The 16,678-nt window shown below is 63.1% G+C and carries 16 protein-coding genes; 8 read left to right on the forward strand and 8 right to left on the reverse strand.

The window, feature by feature from the left end:
* The first annotated feature begins 645 nt into the window (after nt 1-645).
* Nucleotides 646-1,584, forward strand: a complete 939-nt coding sequence (locus WKV53_RS03005) for a hypothetical protein (protein ID WP_341402865.1) — start codon at nt 646-648, stop codon at nt 1,582-1,584.
* Nucleotides 1,585-1,644: 60 nt separating this feature from the next.
* Here WKV53_RS03005 and WKV53_RS03010 read toward each other — a convergent pair whose 3' ends face one another.
* The 5 genes from WKV53_RS03010 to WKV53_RS03030 all read right to left on the reverse strand — a co-directional run bounded on the left by WKV53_RS03010 (nt 1,645) and on the right by WKV53_RS03030 (nt 6,281).
* Nucleotides 1,645-2,229, reverse strand: coding sequence for a nucleotidyltransferase family protein (locus WKV53_RS03010; RefSeq protein WP_341402866.1), 585 nt, complete (start codon nt 2,227-2,229; stop codon nt 1,645-1,647).
* On the reverse strand, nt 2,226-3,173 hold the full coding sequence (locus WKV53_RS03015) for an XdhC family protein (RefSeq protein ID WP_341402867.1): 948 nt from the start codon (nt 3,171-3,173) through the stop codon (nt 2,226-2,228). Before WKV53_RS03015 ends, WKV53_RS03010 begins: the two co-directional genes overlap by 4 nt.
* A 62-nt stretch (nt 3,174-3,235) precedes the next feature.
* Complete coding sequence (locus WKV53_RS03020) at nt 3,236-5,416, reverse strand: xanthine dehydrogenase family protein molybdopterin-binding subunit (RefSeq protein WP_341402868.1); 2,181 nt, start codon at nt 5,414-5,416, stop codon at nt 3,236-3,238.
* Nucleotides 5,413-5,871, reverse strand: a complete 459-nt coding sequence (locus WKV53_RS03025; RefSeq protein ID WP_341402869.1) for a (2Fe-2S)-binding protein — start codon at nt 5,869-5,871, stop codon at nt 5,413-5,415. The genes WKV53_RS03020 and WKV53_RS03025 overlap by 4 nt, the downstream gene beginning before the upstream one ends.
* Nucleotides 5,872-5,951: 80 nt before the next feature.
* Nucleotides 5,952-6,281, reverse strand: coding sequence for an ArsR/SmtB family transcription factor (locus WKV53_RS03030; protein ID WP_341402870.1), 330 nt, complete (start codon nt 6,279-6,281; stop codon nt 5,952-5,954).
* A gap of 136 nt (nt 6,282-6,417) precedes the next feature.
* Between WKV53_RS03030 and WKV53_RS03035 the strand changes: the two genes are divergently transcribed.
* From WKV53_RS03035 to WKV53_RS03060, 6 genes are read left to right on the forward strand one after another with little or no spacing between them, the layout of a single operon-like run.
* Nucleotides 6,418-7,449 carry an aldo/keto reductase gene (locus WKV53_RS03035; protein WP_341402871.1) on the forward strand — a complete coding sequence of 344 codons (1,032 nt, stop codon included), beginning with the start codon at nt 6,418-6,420 and terminating at the stop codon, nt 7,447-7,449.
* 21 nt (nt 7,450-7,470) lie between these two features.
* The gene (locus tag WKV53_RS03040) at nt 7,471-8,265 is read left to right on the forward strand and encodes an SDR family NAD(P)-dependent oxidoreductase (RefSeq protein WP_341402872.1); all 795 of its coding nucleotides are present in this window, start codon (nt 7,471-7,473) and stop codon (nt 8,263-8,265) included.
* 35 nt (nt 8,266-8,300) lie between these two features.
* Nucleotides 8,301-9,350, forward strand: coding sequence for an NAD(P)-dependent alcohol dehydrogenase (locus WKV53_RS03045; RefSeq protein WP_341402873.1), 1,050 nt, complete (start codon nt 8,301-8,303; stop codon nt 9,348-9,350).
* A gap of 22 nt (nt 9,351-9,372) precedes the next feature.
* A complete protein-coding gene (locus WKV53_RS03050) occupies nt 9,373-10,434 on the forward strand; it encodes an alkene reductase (RefSeq protein WP_341402874.1) in 1,062 nt (353 codons plus the stop codon).
* Between the two features lie 3 nt (nt 10,435-10,437).
* Nucleotides 10,438-11,439: an LLM class flavin-dependent oxidoreductase gene (locus WKV53_RS03055; protein WP_341402875.1), complete on the forward strand. Its 1,002-nt coding sequence runs from the start codon at nt 10,438-10,440 to the stop codon at nt 11,437-11,439.
* Between the two features lie 50 nt (nt 11,440-11,489).
* A complete protein-coding gene (locus WKV53_RS03060; RefSeq protein WP_341402876.1) occupies nt 11,490-12,101 on the forward strand; it encodes a DUF899 family protein in 612 nt (203 codons plus the stop codon).
* Nucleotides 12,102-12,106: 5 nt separating this feature from the next.
* On the opposite strand, the gene WKV53_RS03065 is transcribed toward WKV53_RS03060, so the two are convergent.
* The 3 genes from WKV53_RS03065 to WKV53_RS03075 all read right to left on the reverse strand — a co-directional run bounded on the left by WKV53_RS03065 (nt 12,107) and on the right by WKV53_RS03075 (nt 15,367).
* Nucleotides 12,107-12,634: a phospholipase D-like domain-containing protein gene (locus WKV53_RS03065; RefSeq protein WP_341402877.1), complete on the reverse strand. Its 528-nt coding sequence runs from the start codon at nt 12,632-12,634 to the stop codon at nt 12,107-12,109.
* Entirely contained in the window at nt 12,622-14,358 is a 1,737-nt protein-coding gene (locus tag WKV53_RS03070; protein WP_341402878.1) for an aminotransferase class I/II-fold pyridoxal phosphate-dependent enzyme, read from the reverse strand. The genes WKV53_RS03065 and WKV53_RS03070 overlap by 13 nt, the downstream gene beginning before the upstream one ends.
* 88 nt (nt 14,359-14,446) lie before the next feature.
* Entirely contained in the window at nt 14,447-15,367 is a 921-nt protein-coding gene (locus tag WKV53_RS03075) for a LysR family transcriptional regulator (RefSeq protein ID WP_341402879.1), read from the reverse strand.
* A 91-nt stretch (nt 15,368-15,458) separates the two neighbouring features.
* Here WKV53_RS03075 and WKV53_RS03080 point away from each other — a divergent pair, with 91 nt between their 5' ends.
* The gene (locus WKV53_RS03080; protein WP_341402880.1) at nt 15,459-16,505 is read left to right on the forward strand and encodes a CmpA/NrtA family ABC transporter substrate-binding protein; all 1,047 of its coding nucleotides are present in this window, start codon (nt 15,459-15,461) and stop codon (nt 16,503-16,505) included.
* The last annotated feature ends 173 nt before the right edge of the window (nt 16,506-16,678 follow it).

The following is a 16,678-nucleotide window of genomic DNA, read 5'->3' on the forward strand; positions in this document are numbered from 1 at the left end:
CCGCGCTGCCAGCAGGAGATCATCTGTCCTGACCTGAGCACCGGCATCGGCGCGTATCGCGTCGCCCCCATTCCTCAAGTCCTAGCCGCCGCGCCCGCCATCCCTGTCGCGCCCCCGCGGCCCTCCCGCGACTCCGACCCCTTCAATCCCTTCAGCAACCGGGCTCCCGAACTAACAGCCCCGCAACCGGAGCCCCAACCGGAGCCCCAACCGGAGCCCCAACCGGAGCCCCAACCGGAGCCCCAGCCGGAGCCCCAGCCGGAGCCCCAGCCGGAGCCTCAACCGGAGCCTCAACCGGAGCCTCAACCGGAGCCTCAACCGGAGCCTCAACCGGAGCCTCAACCGGAGCCTCAACCGGAGCCTCAACCGGAACCCCAACCGGAGCCTCTGCCGGAGCCTCTGCCGGAGCCTCTGCCGGAGCCCGAGCCTCAACACGAGCCGCCGGCATTTACCGGCGTCGAACTCCGCCCTCCCCCGCTCTTCCTCGACCCCTCTCCAAAGTCCGAGCCCCGCGCTCTTCCGCCAAGAGAGTCCTCCGCTCCTTTTTCCGCTCCCCCGCTCAAGGAGCCAAAACCAGCTCTACCACCACGCGAGGTCGCCCCAGCCGCCAAAGCATTCTCATCAGGCATCGGCCCGGTATGGGTCATGGTCCTCCTGCTCTTCTTCTCCGTCCTCGCCGCCGCCGCCGGCTTCATCGCTGGCTACAGCCTCGCGTCAAAAGACGTCCCGCTCTTCTCCTCCTCGGTCCACCCGCCCACGGCTCCGGCTTCTCCGCTGCCTCCCTCACCCGCGAAGGCCGACCCAACCCCGGAACAAGAACCACCCGTCGTCTCGCAGCCTCCCCAGCAATCGCCCGCTACGCCTCCCGCTCCAGCCGAACCGCTACCCCAGGTTCCGCCTCAACCCGCGGAGCCAGATCCGGCCGAACCCGAGCCGCCTCCGCTCAAGGTCATCGCCGCCCCGGAAGCCGCCCTCAAGGCCTTCCTCTCCGCGCCCGACTGGCCATCGCGCGCCAAGCACGTCCTTCACCCCGAGCGCGTCACGAAAAAGATGGAGGCCTACTACGCCGCCATGCCGGACGGCCCCACCAACCCCCTCTCGCTCGTCGTCGATGCCTCGCACGATGACCCCGAAAAGGGCGCCGACCTCTTCACCTACCTCATCGGCACCGAGACCTTCCCGAAGGGCTTCCCCGTCGCCATCGCGAAAACCCCCGAAGGCTGGAGGGTCGACTGGGAAACCTTCGTCGAGTTCCGCGACGACCACTTCCGCCGCTTCGCCACTGGCGAGGGCAGCGACGCCGGATCCTTTCACCTGCTGGTCAGGAATACCCACTACTTCGACCCACCGTTTCCCGGTAGCACCAAGCTCACCGCCTTCCGGGTCGATCCACCGTTGCCCGAGCGCGATCAATACGCCTTCGTCCCCACCGGCTCGGACCTTCACAAGACCCTCGCCGCCGCCACCGAATGGGGCCGGCCCTGCGCACCCGTGCTGCAACTCGCCCGCAAGAAGCACCCTGACGGAAAGACGCACCTGGAAATCACCGCGATTCTTGCCCCGAACTGGCGGCCACAAGAGTAATTCCCGGGTCTAACAGACAACCGCGGCGCAGCCGTCTTTGGTCTCTAGGGCTTCCAGTTGTCAGCCCCTCGACCGCCTCAAGAACCGCTCCCACGCCTCCGGAGAATCGATATCCCATGCGGCATCAGTAAATGGCACCGTCACCGTCCGGTGATTCACCGCCACCGCCTTCGCCCCCCGATCCCCGCGCAAGGCCATCAGTTCGGCAAAGTGCTGTGCCCCGAACAAAGCCGGCGGCCCGGTAGCTTCACCATGGTCGCACAAGACAATGCTCGCCTCGCAAAGCCGGCCTCTCATTTCCTCTAACAACCGCACCGTCACCATCGGCTGGTCCGCCAGCATCACCACCACCACCTCCAGCTCCGGCGCTCGCTCTAACAAATCACTCACCCCCGCCGCCAGCGAGCTGCCCATGCCCTCTTCCCATCCCGCATGCACCAGCGTTTCCACGCCCTCCGGACACGGCCTCTCCAAAATCGACTCCGCATGCGCCCCCAGCACCCTTAATACCGGCCCACAACCCGCCTCCAACGCCGTCCGGCACGAGCGATCGATCAAGCTGACACCATCGATCTCCAGCAACTGCTTCGGCGCACCGAACCGGCTTGCCTTCCCCGCCGCCAACACTACCGCGCCGATCTTCATCCCAGCGACATGGCCTGCGGATGAATCGTCCCCGTCTTGTCCCGCAGGAATCCCGCGCTCGCTCCCGCCAGCACCGCCTGGATCTCCGCCACGATCGCCAGCGCAATCGTCGCCGGATGATGTCCTCCCAGATCCAAGCCCACCGGCGCATGCAGCCTCTCGGTAACCACCGGATCTTCTAACAAGCCAAGCTCACCCAGCTCCGCCAACAAGGTCTCACGCCTGCGTTTCGACCCTAACAAGCCGATGTACCCATAGCCCTCGGGCAAGATCTCGCGCAGGAACGCAAGGTCGGTCGCCAGATGATGCGTCATCACCAGCACCGCCGTCGCAGCGTCAGGCCGGAAGCTTCGGATCATCTCTTCCGCCGCCAGCACATGGATGCTTTCTCCTGCCACCGCGGGCGTGTCGCCGGTCATCCGATGATCGCGCAGCACCCGGTGCAGTTCCCATCCCAGCGTCGCCGCAAATCCCAGCACCGGCTCCATGTCCGGCGTCCAGCCCACCGCAATCAGCCGCGGCGGCGGCACCACCTTTTCTAACAAATCTCCCGTCTCTCCCGCAGCCATCCGCGTCCCCTCTGGATCGGTCACCAGCAGCAAGCTCCGCCGCTGCCTCAATTCCGATTCGATCCGCTCGATCAGCTCCGTCGCGATCTCTTCCACCTGCACATGCAGCTTCCCCGGACACCCGAAGTGCGGACGAGTATCGATCACCATCCGCTGCGCCTTCCCATCGGCAAAAACCTTCCGCGCCGTATTCGCGATCCCTTCCTCCAAGCACCCGCCACTCAGCGATCCACAGAACGAAAGGTCCTCCGCGATCAACATCCGGGCTCCCGGCTGCCGGTAGCTCGATCCCTCCCGCGCCACCAGCGTGGCCAGCGCCAACCGCCCACCCCGCTGCCGCCGGGCGAAGTCAACGAGGAATGGCCAGTCGTTCATGGATGAGGAGGGGACACTCCTGTCCCCCCGGTTTCAGATTCACAAATTCGCCGCTTCTCCGCTCAAGTCCAACTCAGATCCTGCTTCGCCAGCGGCAACGCCCGCACCCGCTTGCCCGTCGCCGCAAAGATCGCATTCGTAATCGCCGGCGCGGTCGGCGGCAACGCCGGCTCGCCCAAGCCCGTCGGCGGGAAGTCCGACTTGGCAAAGTGGACCTCCACCTGCGGCGCATCCTTCATCGTCAGCAGCCGGTATTCGTGGAAATTCTTCTGCTGCACCGCCCCCTCCTCCACCGTGATCTCCTGGAACCACGCCGCGCTCAGGCCATCGATCATCGAGCCTTCCACCTGATTCTCCGCACCGCTCAGGTTCATGATCGGCCCGACATCCACGCCCGCGCTGAGCTTGTTGACCTTGAGCTTGCCGTCCTTGCTCACGGTCACATCCGCCACCACCGCGACATAGCCTAGGTGACTGAAATGGAAGGCGATCCCACGGCCGCGCCCCTTCTCAAGCTTCTCGCCCCAGCCGGATTTCTCAGCCACCAGCTTCAGCACGCCCTTCATGCGGGTCGCATTGTAGGGAGTGCCACGGCCCCCGCTCGGCGGCACTTCGCGATCCTCCCCTAACAGCTCCAGGCGGAACTCCAGCGGATCCTTCTTCGCCGCATGCGCCATCTCATCGACGAAACTCTGGATCGCCCACGCCAAGGCATTCGATCCCGGCGCCCGCCACCAACCCAGCGGGGTGTTGCTCGGGAAAATCGTCCGCTCCAGCAGTAGGTTTGGCACGAAGCGGCTCGGAAACTCATCGCCACCCAGATCCGCGCCATTGCCCGGACGATCATCACTGTTAAGGCCGAAGGTCACGAAGTGATCCGCCCACGCCACCAGCTTGCCCGCCTCATCAACGCGCCCGCGGAAACGATGCCAGCCGCCGGCCCGATAGTAATCGTGGCCGAGATCTTGGTCGCGCGTCCACGTCAGCTTCACCGGCGTGCCATTCAGCTTCTGCGCGATCGCCGCGCACTCCACCATGAAGTCCCCCATCAAGCGCCGTCCGAAGCCACCGCCGATCCGCGTCATGTGCACCGTGATCTTTTCCTTGGGAATCTTCAGCGCACGAGAAATCCCATCGATGCCCGATCCCGGATTCTGCGTTGGCGCCCACATCTCCAGCGCGCCATCCTTGAAGACCGCCGTGCAATTCTGCGGCTCCAGGTTCGCGTGCGCCAGATGCGGATAGTGATACTCCGCGCTGACCGTCTTTCCATCGTCGGGAAAATCCGGCGCACCGGTCTTGCGGATCTCCTTGCCTTCACCCGGCATCGCCTCCGCTGCCTTCTTGGCATGCTCCACGAAGCTCTCCTTCGCATCGGACTCCCACGAAACCTTCAGCGCATCCTTCGCCTTGAAAGCACTCCACGTGTCGATCGCAATGATCGCGACACCCGCCATAAGGCCATAATGATCGCCCGCGCCCTCGATCACGAAGGCATCCGTCACGCCCGGCAGTTTCTTCACTGCATCCAGATCCGCCTCCTTCACCTTCCCGGTGAATACCGGACAGCGCACATACGCCGCGTATTTCAGTCCCGGTGGCTTCTGGTCGATCCCGAACAGCGGCTGGCCCGTGACAATCTTCGGATTGTCCACCCCGGTGACGCGCTTTCCTAACAGCTTGAACTCTTCGACCTTCTTCAGCTTCACCGAGCGCTCATCTGGCACCGGCAGCTTCGATGCCGCCGCAGCGAGAGCCCCATAGGCCAGCTTCTTGCCGCTCGCCTTGTGGATCACCTCGCCAGCCACCGCCTCACATTCTTCCGAAGGCACACCCCACTCTTTCGCCGCCGCTTCCACCAGCATCGTGCGGGCGATCGCTCCCATCCTGCGAAGCCTGTCGTAGTTCGACGGCGTGGACATGCTTCCGCCCGCCATCTGCTGACCGAAGGCTGCCTGATTCACCGGCGCTTGCTCCACGGTCACCTTTTCCCATGGCACCTCCAGCTCCTCGGCGATGATCATCGGCAGCGAGGTCTTGATCCCCTGTCCCACTTCCGGATTCTTGGAGAAAATCGTCACCAGCCCCTCCGGCGTGATGCGGATGAAGGCGTTCGGCGAAAACGTAGCCGCGGCAGCAGCCGCTTCCTCCGCAGCCTCTGCATTCCAGCCGAGCAGGAACCCGCCACTGGCGAGCGCGGTCACGCGGAAAAACCCGCGGCGATCAAGGGTGGGCGTGTTCATTTCGTGGCAGCGGTATGGATGGCTTGGCGGATGCGCTTGTAGGTGGCGCAGCGGCAGAGATTCCCCGACATCGCAAGATCGATATCCTCGTCGGTCGGGCTCGCCTTCTCATTCAGCAAGGCGGTGGCACACATGATCTGCCCGGCTTGGCAGTAGCCGCATTGCGCGACATCCAGATCGCACCATGCCTGCTGGAGCGCGGTGAATTTCCCATTCGCGGCAAGTCCCTCGATCGTCGTCACCTTGCGCTCACCCACCGCCGATACCGGAGTTACGCAGGCGCGCACTGCCTGCCCGTCGAGATGCACTGTGCACGCGCCGCACAGGCTCATGCCACAGCCGAATTTCGTACCGACGAGATCGAGGTGATCGCGCAGCACCCACAGAAGGGGCGTATCCTCGGCCACCTCCACCGTGCGGGGCTGGCCGTTGACCTGAAGCGAGAAGGTTTTCATGGAGCGTCTGCCAAGCTAGCGGGCTCCCCGCACGACGCACCAAAAAAGCGCCTGCCGGGAACACCGGAAACTGGGAGCACTCAGACCTTCGCCTTCTTCCCGGATTTCTTCGCCTTTTCCGAAATCACCAAGTCAATCAGCCCCGGAAACCGCTCCTCCAATTCCTCCTGCCGCACGGAATTCAAACAGCGCGTGCCTTCCGTGCGTGTCACGATCAGCCCCGCCTCCCGCAGCACCGCGAAGTGGTGCGAAACCGTCGCCTTGGAAATCGTCAGCGGGATGTCACCGCAGGCCAATTCCCCCGCATCCATCAGAGACCGCAGGATTTCGATCCGAATCGGATCCGACAGCGCCTGCATCACCATCGGGAGGGTGACTTCGCGCAGTTGCGGATGGCTGTAGGGTTTCATCGCGCCACAACCTAGCACCGCTTCATTGTTCGACAATGATCGAAATTAAAATTTGACGCCGGGGAAAGCCGCGCTAGTTGTTCGACGAAGTTCGAACAATACCGAACGACCAATCCCACCCCAGCTCACCTCAACCATGGAACATCGATTTCTCGGCGGCTCCGGCCTGAAGGTCCCCGTTCTCACCCTCGGCACCGGCACCTTCGGCGGCAGCGGCCCGCTCTTCTCCGCCTGGGGCAATAGCCAGGTCGAGGACGCCAAGCGCCTCGTCGACATCAGCTTGGAAGCCGGGCTGAACATGTTCGACAGCGCCGACGTTTACTCCGCCGGGCAGGCCGAGGAAATCCTCGGCAAGGCCATCGCCGGCCGCCGCGATGAGGTGATCATCTCCACCAAGTCCACCTTCCGCATGGGCGAAGGTCCGAACGACATCGGCTCCTCCCGCCATCACCTGACCCGCGCGATTGAGGCCAGCCTGAAGCGTCTCGGCACTGACTACATCGACCTCTTCCAACTCCATGGCTTCGACGCACAGACGCCGGTTGAGGAAACACTCGCGACGCTCGATGGCTTCTTGAAAGCGGGCAAGATCCGCTACATCGGCGTCTCGAATTTCTCCGGCTGGCATCTCATGAAGTCGCTCGCCATCGCCGAGAAATACGGCTGGGCCCGCTACGTCGCGCACCAGGCCTACTACTCGCTCATCGGCCGTAGCTACGAGTGGGAACTGATGCCGCTCGGCGTCGATCAAAAGGTCGGCGCGGTCGTCTGGAGCCCGCTCGGCTGGGCACGGCTCACCGGCAAGATCCGCCGCGACGCTCCCCTGCCAAAGGAGAGCCGCCTGCAATCCCAGCTCAATGTCGACGTCGCCCCGCCCGTCGACGACGAATACCTCTACCGCGTCGTCGATGCTCTTGACGAAATCGCCGCCGAAACCGGCAAGACCATCCCGCAAATCGCGATCAACTGGTTGCTCCAGCGCCCGACCGTTTCAACCATCGTGATCGGTGCACGCAACGAAGAGCAGCTCCGCCAGAACCTCGGCGCCGTCGGCTGGAACCTTACAAAAGAGCAAGTGGCCAAACTCGACGCCGCGAGCGATACACCACGAGCATATCCCTATTTCCATCAAGCCAACTTCGAGCGAAATCCCTCGCCCATCGCCTGAGCCCCTCAACCCACGGAAACCATGGACCTCCAACTCACCGGCAAACTTGCCCTCGTCACCGGCTCCACCGCCGGCATCGGCCTCGCCATCGCCAAGACCCTTGCCGCCGAGGGTGCCCGCGTCATCATCAATGGCCGCACCCAAGCCCGCGTCGATGAAGCCATCGCTGCCATCCGTGGCGAATTCCCCGACGCGAAGCTCGAAAGCTTCGCCGGTGACCTCGGCAAGGTCGAAGAGTCCGACCGGATCGCCGCCGAATTCCCTGATGTGGAAATCCTCGTCAACAACCTCGGCATCTTCGAACCGAAGCCCTTTGAGGAAATCCCGGATGCCGATTGGTATCGCTTCTTCGAGACCAACTTCATGAGCGGCATGCGCCTCAGCCGCACCTACCTCTCGAAAATGAAGACGCGCGACTGGGGCCGCATCATTTTCATCTCCAGCGAATCCTCCTCCGACGTCCCCGCTGAGATGATCCACTACGGCGTGACGAAGACCATGCAGGTCTCGCTTGCCCGCGGCCTCGCCAATCTCACCACCGGCACCGGCGTCACCGTGAATACCATCATGCCCGGCCCGACTTGGTCGGAAGGCGTGGAGCAATTCGTGAAAGACCTGGCCCGCGATCAGAACAAGCCATCGGAGCAGGTGGAGAAGGAGTTCTTCACCACCATGCGCCCGAACTCGCTGCTGCGCCGCTTCATCCAGACCGATGAGATTGCCTCCTTCGTCGCCTACGTCGCCAGCCCGCGCTCCGCCGCCACCAATGGCGCCGCGCTCCGTGCCGAAGGCGGCCTGCTCCACAGCCTGTTCTAACAACTACTCAAACCCAACCGATTCCCGCCCCAACCATGAGCACCACAAAAGCCTACGCCGCCCAGACCGCCACCTCCGATCTCGCTCCCTTCTCCATCACGCGCCGCGAACCCGGCCCGCATGATGTCCACATCGAGATCCTCTACTGCGGCGTCTGCCACTCCGATCTCCACCAGGCCCGCAATGAATGGCACAATACCATTTACCCCTGCGTGCCCGGCCACGAGATCGTCGGCCGCGTGACGAAGGTCGGCGCCCATGTCACCAAGTTCAAGGAAGGCGATCTCGCCGGCGTTGGCTGCATGGTCGACTCCTGCCGCACTTGCTCCAGCTGTGAAAGCGGCACCGAGCAATACTGCCTCCAATTCCCCACGTTCACCTACAATGGCCAGGACAAGCACCTCGGCGGCATCACCTACGGTGGCTATTCCGACTCCATCGTGGTGGATGAAGCCTTCACGCTGAAGATCCCGTCCAATCTCGATCTCGCTGCGGTCGCACCTTTGCTCTGCGCCGGCATCACCACCTACTCGCCGCTCCATCACTGGAAGGTCGGCCCCGGCCAAAAGGTCGGCGTTGTCGGCCTCGGCGGCCTCGGTCACATGGGCGTGAAATTCGCCCGCGCCCTCGGCGCCCACACCGTGCTCTTCACCACCTCGCCATCGAAGGTGGAGGATGGCCTGAAGCTCGGTGCTGATGAAGTGGTGATCTCCAAGGACGCCGCCGCCATGTCCAAGCACGCCATGAGCTTCGACTTCATCCTCGATGCCGTCTCCGCCGATCACGACATCAATGCCTACCTCCAGCTGCTGAAGCTCGACGGCAATCTCACCCTTGTCGGCGCTCCGGAAAACCCGCTTCCCGTCGCCGCATTCAATCTCCTGCTCCCTCGCCGCAGCTTCTCCGGCTCCGCCATCGGCGGCATCGCGGAGACCCAGGAGATGCTCGATTTCTGCGGCGAGAAGGGAATCACCAGCGAGATCGAAATCATTTCCATCCAACAGGTCAACGAAGCCTATGACCGCCTGCTGAAGGGCGACGTGAAATACCGCTTCGTGATCGACATGGCCTCTTTGAAGAACTGAACCGAAACGAAAGGAACGAATCATGTCCAAGCTTCACGAACCCGTCCGCATCGGCGCATGGGATCTCCCGAACCGCGTCGTCATGGCACCGCTCACGCGCTGCCGCTCCAGCGAAGGCCGCGTGCCGAACGCGATGATGGCCGAGTACTACAAGCAACGTAGTTCCGCCGGCCTGATCCTCGCCGAGGCCACCTCCATCTCGCCACAGGGCGTCGGCTACCCTGATACGCCGGGCCTGTGGTCCGCCGAACAAGTAGAAGGCTGGAAGCTCGTAACGAAGGCCGTGCACGAAGCCGGCGGCCGCATCATTGCCCAGCTCTGGCACGTCGGCCGAGTGTCCGACCCGGACTATCTGAATGGTGAGCTTCCAGTCTCCGCCAGCGCCATCGCGGCAGCAGGGCACGTCAGCCTGCGACGCCCGCAACGCGCATACCCTACGCCCCGCGCACTCGAACTTTCCGAGATCCCCGGCATCATCGAAGACTACCGCAAGGCCGCGGAGAACGCCATGGCCGCCGGTTTCGATGGCGTGGAAATCCACGGCGCGAACGGCTACCTGCCGCACCAGTTCCTGAACGACCGCATCAATCAGCGCACCGATTCCTTCGGCGGCAGCATTGAGAATCGCGCCCGCTTCATGCTGGAGGCCATCGACGCCGCGATCGCGGTCTGGGGTGCGGACCGAGTCGGCCTGCACCTTTCGCCGAACAGCGACGACGACTCCGATCCCGTGGCCACCTACGGCTTCATCGCCCGCGAAGCCACCGCCCGCGGCATCGCCTTCCTCTTCGTCCGGGAACCGCTCGGTGCCGACCCACGCGTCAGCAAGACGATGCGCAAGGCCTTCACCGGTTCATTCATCGCAAATCAGGAACTCACCAAGGAGCAGGGCGAACAACTCCTCGCTTCGAATGAAGCCGACGCCATCTCCTACGGCCGCCTCTACATCGCCAATCCCGATCTCGTGGAACGCCTCGCCATCGATGCGCCCCTCAATGAGCCGGACGCCTCCAAGTTCTACGGCGGCGGCCGCGAAGGCTATCTCGACTACCCGACCTTGGAAGAACTCGGCCAGCCTGCCTAAACCATGAAGCGCCTCGCGGACATCGCCCTGTCAGTGCTGGACCTTTCACCCCTGGTGGAAGGCGGCACCGTCGCGGACAGCTTCCGCAATAGCGCCGACCTCGCCCGCCATGTCGAAGCGCTCGGTTACAAGCGCTTCTGGCTGGCGGAGCATCACAATATCCCCGGCATCGCCAGTGCCGCGACGTCGGTCCTCATCGGCCACGTCGCGGCGGCGACCACCACCATCCGCGTCGGCTCCGGCGGTATCATGCTGCCGAATCACCCGCCGCTGATCATCGCCGAGCAATTTGGCACCTTGGAAGCCCTGTTTCCGGGTCGCATTGATCTCGGCCTCGGTCGCGCCCCTGGTACCGACCAAACCACCTCCCGCGCCCTTCGCCGCGATCCCACCGCAGCCGATGACTTCCCGAATCAAGTCCAGGAACTCATCTCGCTGTTAGGCCCGGTTCACGCAGCGCAGCGGGTGAAAGCCATCCCCGGCGCGAATTCGAACGTGCCCGTGTGGCTTCTCGGCTCCAGCACCTTCAGCGCGCAGCTTGCAGCCTTCATGGGCCTCCCCTTCGCCTTTGCCGCCCACTTCGCGCCCCGCCTGCTGCATCAAGCGCTCAAGATCTACCGCGAGAACTTCCAACCCTCCGCCGCCTGGCCCGAGCCTTACGCCATGGTCGGCCTACCGGTCATCGCCGCAGACACGGACGAGGAAGCACGCCATCTCGCGACCTCCGTCCAGCAGATGATCCTGCAACTCATCCGCCACGCTCCCATCCCGGTCCCGCCTCCCGTCCCAACGATGGACTTCCGCTGGAGCGCCGCCGAGAAAGCCGCGGTCACGGAGCATCTCGGAGCCGCCATCATCGGCGGTCCGGAGACCGTGAAAGCGAAGCTCGAAGAAGTCGTCGCCGCCACCGGCGCTGACGAACTCATGATCCACTCCGGCTTCTACCGGCACGAGGATCGCAAGCACAGCTACGAGATCGTCGCGCAAGTCTCAAAGAGTTCGTAGTCTTGGCGTCTTCTGGACAAAGGGACGATACAGGACTACTCCATGTTTCCATGAATCCGGAAATTGCCGAGCTGGAGAGACAGGTGATGGAGCTTTCACAGCGCTTGGCGAATCTGCGGAAGGAAGCGGTCCTCAGCGCTGAGATCCCCGACTACACTCTCGAAACCCTGACGGGACCGGTCACGCTTTCCTCGTTATTCGCGGGAAAGGATATTCTGTTCGCCATCCACAACATGGGCCAAGGCTGCCGCTATTGCACGCTGTGGGCCGATGGACTGAATGGCTTCGTTCCCCATCTCGAGGACAAGTTCTCACTGGTCCTGCTTTCCAAGGATTCGCCAGAGATCCAGCAGCGCATGGCCCACTCGCGCGGCTGGCGTTTCCGCATGGCTTCGCACGGCGGCGGCCCTTACGCGAAAGAGCAAACCGTGACACCGGGCGACGACAATATGCCGGGCATCGCCTGCTATCAGAAGATCGACGGGAAGATCTTCCGGAAAGGATCCGCGGAGTTCGGACCCGGTGACGCCTTCTGCAGCCTCTGGTCCATCCTGTCGCTTGCAGGCCTTAGCGAGGATGATTGGACTCCGCAGTATTCGTATTGGAAGCGTCCCGATCCGAAGGCGATGGAGGATGGAGGAGACAACCTCTGCTGTGGCTAGCCGCGTCACTCCCCATCCAACGGATCCGGACACTTGTCCCGCAACCGGCACTTCCCACAGAACTCGCCGAGGAACAACTCATCCACCCAGCCGACCAGTTTCTCTAGATCCTCTCTCTCATCGGTAAGAAAGCCTGCCTCGAAGTTCCGCTTGTCCCGATGCTTCGCCCCCATGCCGGCCCCGGTAAGATTCGGCGAGCCCACGAAGGCCTTCTTCCCATCCGCGATGACCGCCTTTGTGTGCACACGCGGACACAGCACCCGCTCGAAGAGATCGCTCTCCACCAGCACCGGATAACGGTCGAAGTCCGCGCGGAACCGCGGACCCGGTTCCTTCGCATGGATCAAGCGCACCGCCACCCCTTCCTCCACCAGCTCCGCGAGCACTTGCAGAAAGGGCACCGCCCGCTTCCCGCGCGGCACGTGCAGGTCCTTGATGTCCGCGGTCACGATCCACAGGAAGCGCCGCGCCTGCGGCACCAGTTCCCCGATCACCCGGGTGTAGATCTCCTCGTTCAGGATCAGCTCGCGCACGAGCTCATTGAAGACCGTGCCGCTCGATCCGTCGATCCCGCGATGTCCGCCAATATTCCCACCATCCGCCGGTTCGTGGCGGCATCCTTGACCGCGATCCGGATCGCCCGCTCGCCGAGCCGCGAACCCATCGCTGCCGCGTCGCGAAGGAAGAGGCCGCGCTGCCGGCACTGGGTCACCACCTCGCGGGCGCTTGGGGCGTCCTCCGGCAGATGGGCGAGCAGGAAGTTCGCCGATCCCGGGATCACATCCCAACCGAGCCCTCGGAGATTTCCCGCCAACGAGTTCCGGAGCATCGCCGTCTGCCTCCAACGACGTTCGTAGTAGTTCGAGTTCTCCAATGCCTTCACCGCCGCAACCTGCGATGGTAGCCCCACCACCCAAGGAGGCGTGAACGCGCGCAACTCCTCGAAATGCCGCGGGCCAGCCGCAAGGTAAGCGACCCTCATCCCACTGAGCGCATAGGCCTTGGACATTGACTTGCACACGATCAGGTTCTCGTAACACGGCACCAGCCGCTCCACGCTTTCACCGGTGTAGTCGATGTAGGTTTCATCGATCCAGAAGCGCGTCCGCGATGGTGCCGCTTTCAGCAGCGTCTCCACTTCCGCAATCGCGAGCCCGCGACCGGTCGGGCTGTTAGGATTCACCAGCACCACGAGATCCGGGCCGGAAGCCACGCATCCCACCAATTTCTCCAAGTTCGCCTCATAGCCATCCCTCCGTTCCAAAGGAAATCGCTCCACCTTGCAGCCGATCACCTTCTCCAACACATGCGCATACTCGCCATAAGTGGGATCCAGCAATACCGCTCGCGACTGCCGCGTCAACCATCTAGGAAGCGCACGAAAAATGAGATCGGACGAACCCGCGCCGGGAAGCACGCACGACTCCGGAATGCCGCGCGCCCTGGCGATCGCCGCCACGAGCCCCTCGCAGCCGGTCGGCGGCGAGGTTCGCATCAACCAGGGAAGATGCTCGCGCAAGGACTCGATCACCTCCGGGGCCGGAGGAAACCACGCATCGAGCACGTCCGCATTGATGATCGCGTGGCGACGCTCCAGTGACGAAAAATCCGCCCCGATCGCGCCAAAGAACGCTCCACCATGAAAACATGCGGCCGGTTTCCTCAAGGGCACCTGAAGCTGCCAATCCACTGAAGCCTCGATGCGTTCCAGCAGCCTGGTGTTCCGATCCGCCTTCGTGCGAATGACCGCGACCTCGGCGTGCAGCAAATCATAGAAAACGGCTCCAGCCTTGATCGACCGTCCCGCGTCGATCATGCCCGTTTTCAGATACATCGCCTTCACCTCGCGGCGTCCAATGGCAACGATGCGAGTCCCGCCGCGAGCTTCGATCCAGCGAAACGCGGCTGTCATCAAAGCCGCTGCCAACTCCGAAGAGCGATGCTCGGGAAGCACCGTGAGCAAACGGATTTCGAAGAGGCCGTCGTCCACGGGGAAAGGCAGTTCATCGCGAGCAAAATACTTGTCGATCGAATACCCGGCGACACCCGGAGGAGTGACACTGATGAAACCCGCCAGTTCGCCGTGATCCATCGCGGCGAAGTAGCGGTTCGAGGTATCAAGCGCATCGGTCAGCCTCTCCTCCGGATTCGGCAAGTGCTGCCCGATCTCCAACGCATAGATGGCATGCCTCGCCTGATAGATGCGCTCGCGGATTTCCCCGGTAGCTTCGGTGATGACGATTCGATGGTCCGACATGGAACGCATCATGCGGCCCATGTGTCATCAGCGTGCATCGATAATCCGATGCCACTCATTGAGAATGGCAATCTTTGCTACCTCGATCTCACACGCTCGGTTCACTCAATTCACTGCCCACCATTTCTGCAATGCCAGCAAATGTCTCCTCGATCAAACTCAGTGAGCGGTCCGACTTGTAGAAGATCCCCCACTCGCGCTCGATCGGCTCACCGGACACCGGGATGCGAATCAGTGAGCCATCGTCGAACTCCCGCTTGGCCACCCACGGGGCGACCAGGCCGACGCCGAGCCCGATCTTCGCCATGCCCTTGATCGCTTCCATGTCACCCAACACCAGCGGTGGCCGCAGCCGCACGCCGAGCTTGTCGAAGTGCTCTTCCACCAGCCGGTGCGTCTCAGTGCCGCGGGCGTAGATGATGAACTGGACTTTCCCGAGATCCTCCGGGTCCGCACGCCCCGTCTCGGACCAGGGATGAATCGGCGGCACCACGTAGGTCAGGCTATCGCGGAAAAGCGGACGATAGGACTCGGTGGTGCCCACTCGAGGACGCATGCCGAGCACGATGTCCAGATCGTGGTCTTCCATCTTCTCCAGGAGCTTGATGGTATCGTCAGCCTCGATCGTCGGCTCGCAGCGCGGAAAGCAGTCGCGAAACTCGCGCAACACCGTCGGCAGCAGGAATTGGCAGAGAGAATGCGGCGCACCGATGCGAATGCGTCCCTGCCCCCAGCGCTTTAGCCCGTCCAGCTCCCGCCCCGCATCTTCCAGCTCGCCCAGCACCCTGCGGCAGCGGCGCAGAAACACCTCCCCCTCCTCCGTGAGGACGGTCTTTTTCCCCAGTCGCTCTAACAGACGGCACCCGAGGCTATCCTCCAGCGCCTTCATCGAGTGACTGATCGCCGACTGCGTCAGAAACAGCTTCTTGGCGGCGAGCGTGAAGCTCCCTTCGTCCGCCACGGACACGAAAGCACGGAGTTGTCGCAGGTCGGGCAGCAGGTCAGTCATGAACCGGTCTCATCGAAAATTCGTCTGCAAGTCAGCACGGGACATGCCAAGGCCGCCGGGTTGGCACCCTTTCCGCTACGCAGATCCCCTCATGGTCCTAGAGAGCCCCAACATCATCGAATCCCGTTCGCCAATCCGGCTCGGCTTCGTGCCGCTGAACGATTGCGCGCCGGTGGCGGTGGCTCACGAATTGGGTCTCTTCAAGAGCTATGGGCTCAATGTCCGCCTCTCACGCCAGCCCGGCTGGGCCACCGTGCGTGACATGCTTTCCTACGGTGAGCTCGATGCCGCCCAATCCATCGCCGGCCTCGCTTTCTATCTCGCCTTGGGACTGAACAAGATGCGCCGTGAAATCGCCGTCCCGCTAGTCCTCAGCGCCCACGGCAACGCCATCACGCTTTCCCGCGAACTGCCGCCGGAATCGATCCGCCGCGGCGAAGGCCTGGCGGCTCATTTGTCTCACCGCTGGCGGAAAAACCGGCCGTTCACGCTTGCCGCCGCCCACCGCTTTTCCTCTCACCATCTGCTGCTCCACGCATGGCTGCGCCGTCACGGCGTCCAGCCGGGACGCGATGCCGAGATCGTTTTCCTCCCGCCACCGCTGATGCCGCGGAATCTATCCGCGGGACATATCGACGGCTACTGCGTCGGCGAGCCATGGAATTCCGAAAGCATTCTCAATGGCCAGGGCTGGTGCCCCGCCACATCAGCAGAACTCGCCACCGGTCACCCGGAAAAGGTCCTGCTCGTGACCGGCGAGTTCGCAGGCGACAGTCGTGACGATTGTGTCGCACTCGGCGCCGCCCTGCTTCATGCCTGCCGCATGTGCCAGGATCCGGCCTTCCGGAACGAGCTCATCACCATCCTCGCCAAGCCAGCCTACACCGGCTGCTCCCCGGCCACCCTGCGGAATAGCCTTGGCCCCGTCTTCGATTCCGGCCGTGGAAACATCGACGCTTCGGACTTTCACCTTTTCTACGGCGGCGACCTGAATTGCCCCACCGCCGACAAGGCCTCGTGGTTCCTTTCCGGAATGCGCGGCGCAGGCCTGCTGCCGGAAACCACGGCCGCACCGCTCACCCGGCTTTACCGTCAGGACCTCTACCGCGCGTCGGAGAAGATCCTGCTGCCCGCGTAAAAGGCGAATCACAGCGCCCGACCCCTCCTTCGCTCTCGCCTCTCGCGAGAGCCATCTCTCTTCACACACTTTGATTGATGAGGGGAGAAGGATCATTGGGGATTTCCCCGACACGATCATGCTCCCCATTCATGGAAGCCATGATCTCCCGATGAATCACTCCCATGATTTTT

Origin of the sequence: Luteolibacter sp. Y139 (genome assembly GCF_038066715.1) — a bacterium.
Lineage (GTDB): Bacteria > Verrucomicrobiota > Verrucomicrobiia > Verrucomicrobiales > Akkermansiaceae > Haloferula > Haloferula soli.

Coding starts and splice junctions, on each gene's coding strand:
- WKV53_RS03005 (WP_341402865.1), top strand. CDS start 646: ATGGTCCTCCTGCTCTTCTTCTCCGTCCTCGCCGCCGCCGCCGGCTTC.
- WKV53_RS03010 (WP_341402866.1), bottom strand. CDS start 2,229: ATGAAGATCGGCGCGGTAGTGTTGGCGGCGGGGAAGGCAAGCCGGTTC.
- WKV53_RS03015 (WP_341402867.1), bottom strand. CDS start 3,173: ATGAACGACTGGCCATTCCTCGTTGACTTCGCCCGGCGGCAGCGGGGT.
- WKV53_RS03020 (WP_341402868.1), bottom strand. CDS start 5,416: ATGAACACGCCCACCCTTGATCGCCGCGGGTTTTTCCGCGTGACCGCG.
- WKV53_RS03025 (WP_341402869.1), bottom strand. CDS start 5,871: ATGAAAACCTTCTCGCTTCAGGTCAACGGCCAGCCCCGCACGGTGGAG.
- WKV53_RS03030 (WP_341402870.1), bottom strand. CDS start 6,281: ATGAAACCCTACAGCCATCCGCAACTGCGCGAAGTCACCCTCCCGATG.
- WKV53_RS03035 (WP_341402871.1), top strand. CDS start 6,418: ATGGAACATCGATTTCTCGGCGGCTCCGGCCTGAAGGTCCCCGTTCTC.
- WKV53_RS03040 (WP_341402872.1), top strand. CDS start 7,471: ATGGACCTCCAACTCACCGGCAAACTTGCCCTCGTCACCGGCTCCACC.
- WKV53_RS03045 (WP_341402873.1), top strand. CDS start 8,301: ATGAGCACCACAAAAGCCTACGCCGCCCAGACCGCCACCTCCGATCTC.
- WKV53_RS03050 (WP_341402874.1), top strand. CDS start 9,373: ATGTCCAAGCTTCACGAACCCGTCCGCATCGGCGCATGGGATCTCCCG.
- WKV53_RS03055 (WP_341402875.1), top strand. CDS start 10,438: ATGAAGCGCCTCGCGGACATCGCCCTGTCAGTGCTGGACCTTTCACCC.
- WKV53_RS03060 (WP_341402876.1), top strand. CDS start 11,490: ATGAATCCGGAAATTGCCGAGCTGGAGAGACAGGTGATGGAGCTTTCA.
- WKV53_RS03070 (WP_341402878.1), bottom strand. CDS start 14,358: ATGTCGGACCATCGAATCGTCATCACCGAAGCTACCGGGGAAATCCGC.
- WKV53_RS03075 (WP_341402879.1), bottom strand. CDS start 15,367: ATGACTGACCTGCTGCCCGACCTGCGACAACTCCGTGCTTTCGTGTCC.
- WKV53_RS03080 (WP_341402880.1), top strand. CDS start 15,459: ATGGTCCTAGAGAGCCCCAACATCATCGAATCCCGTTCGCCAATCCGG.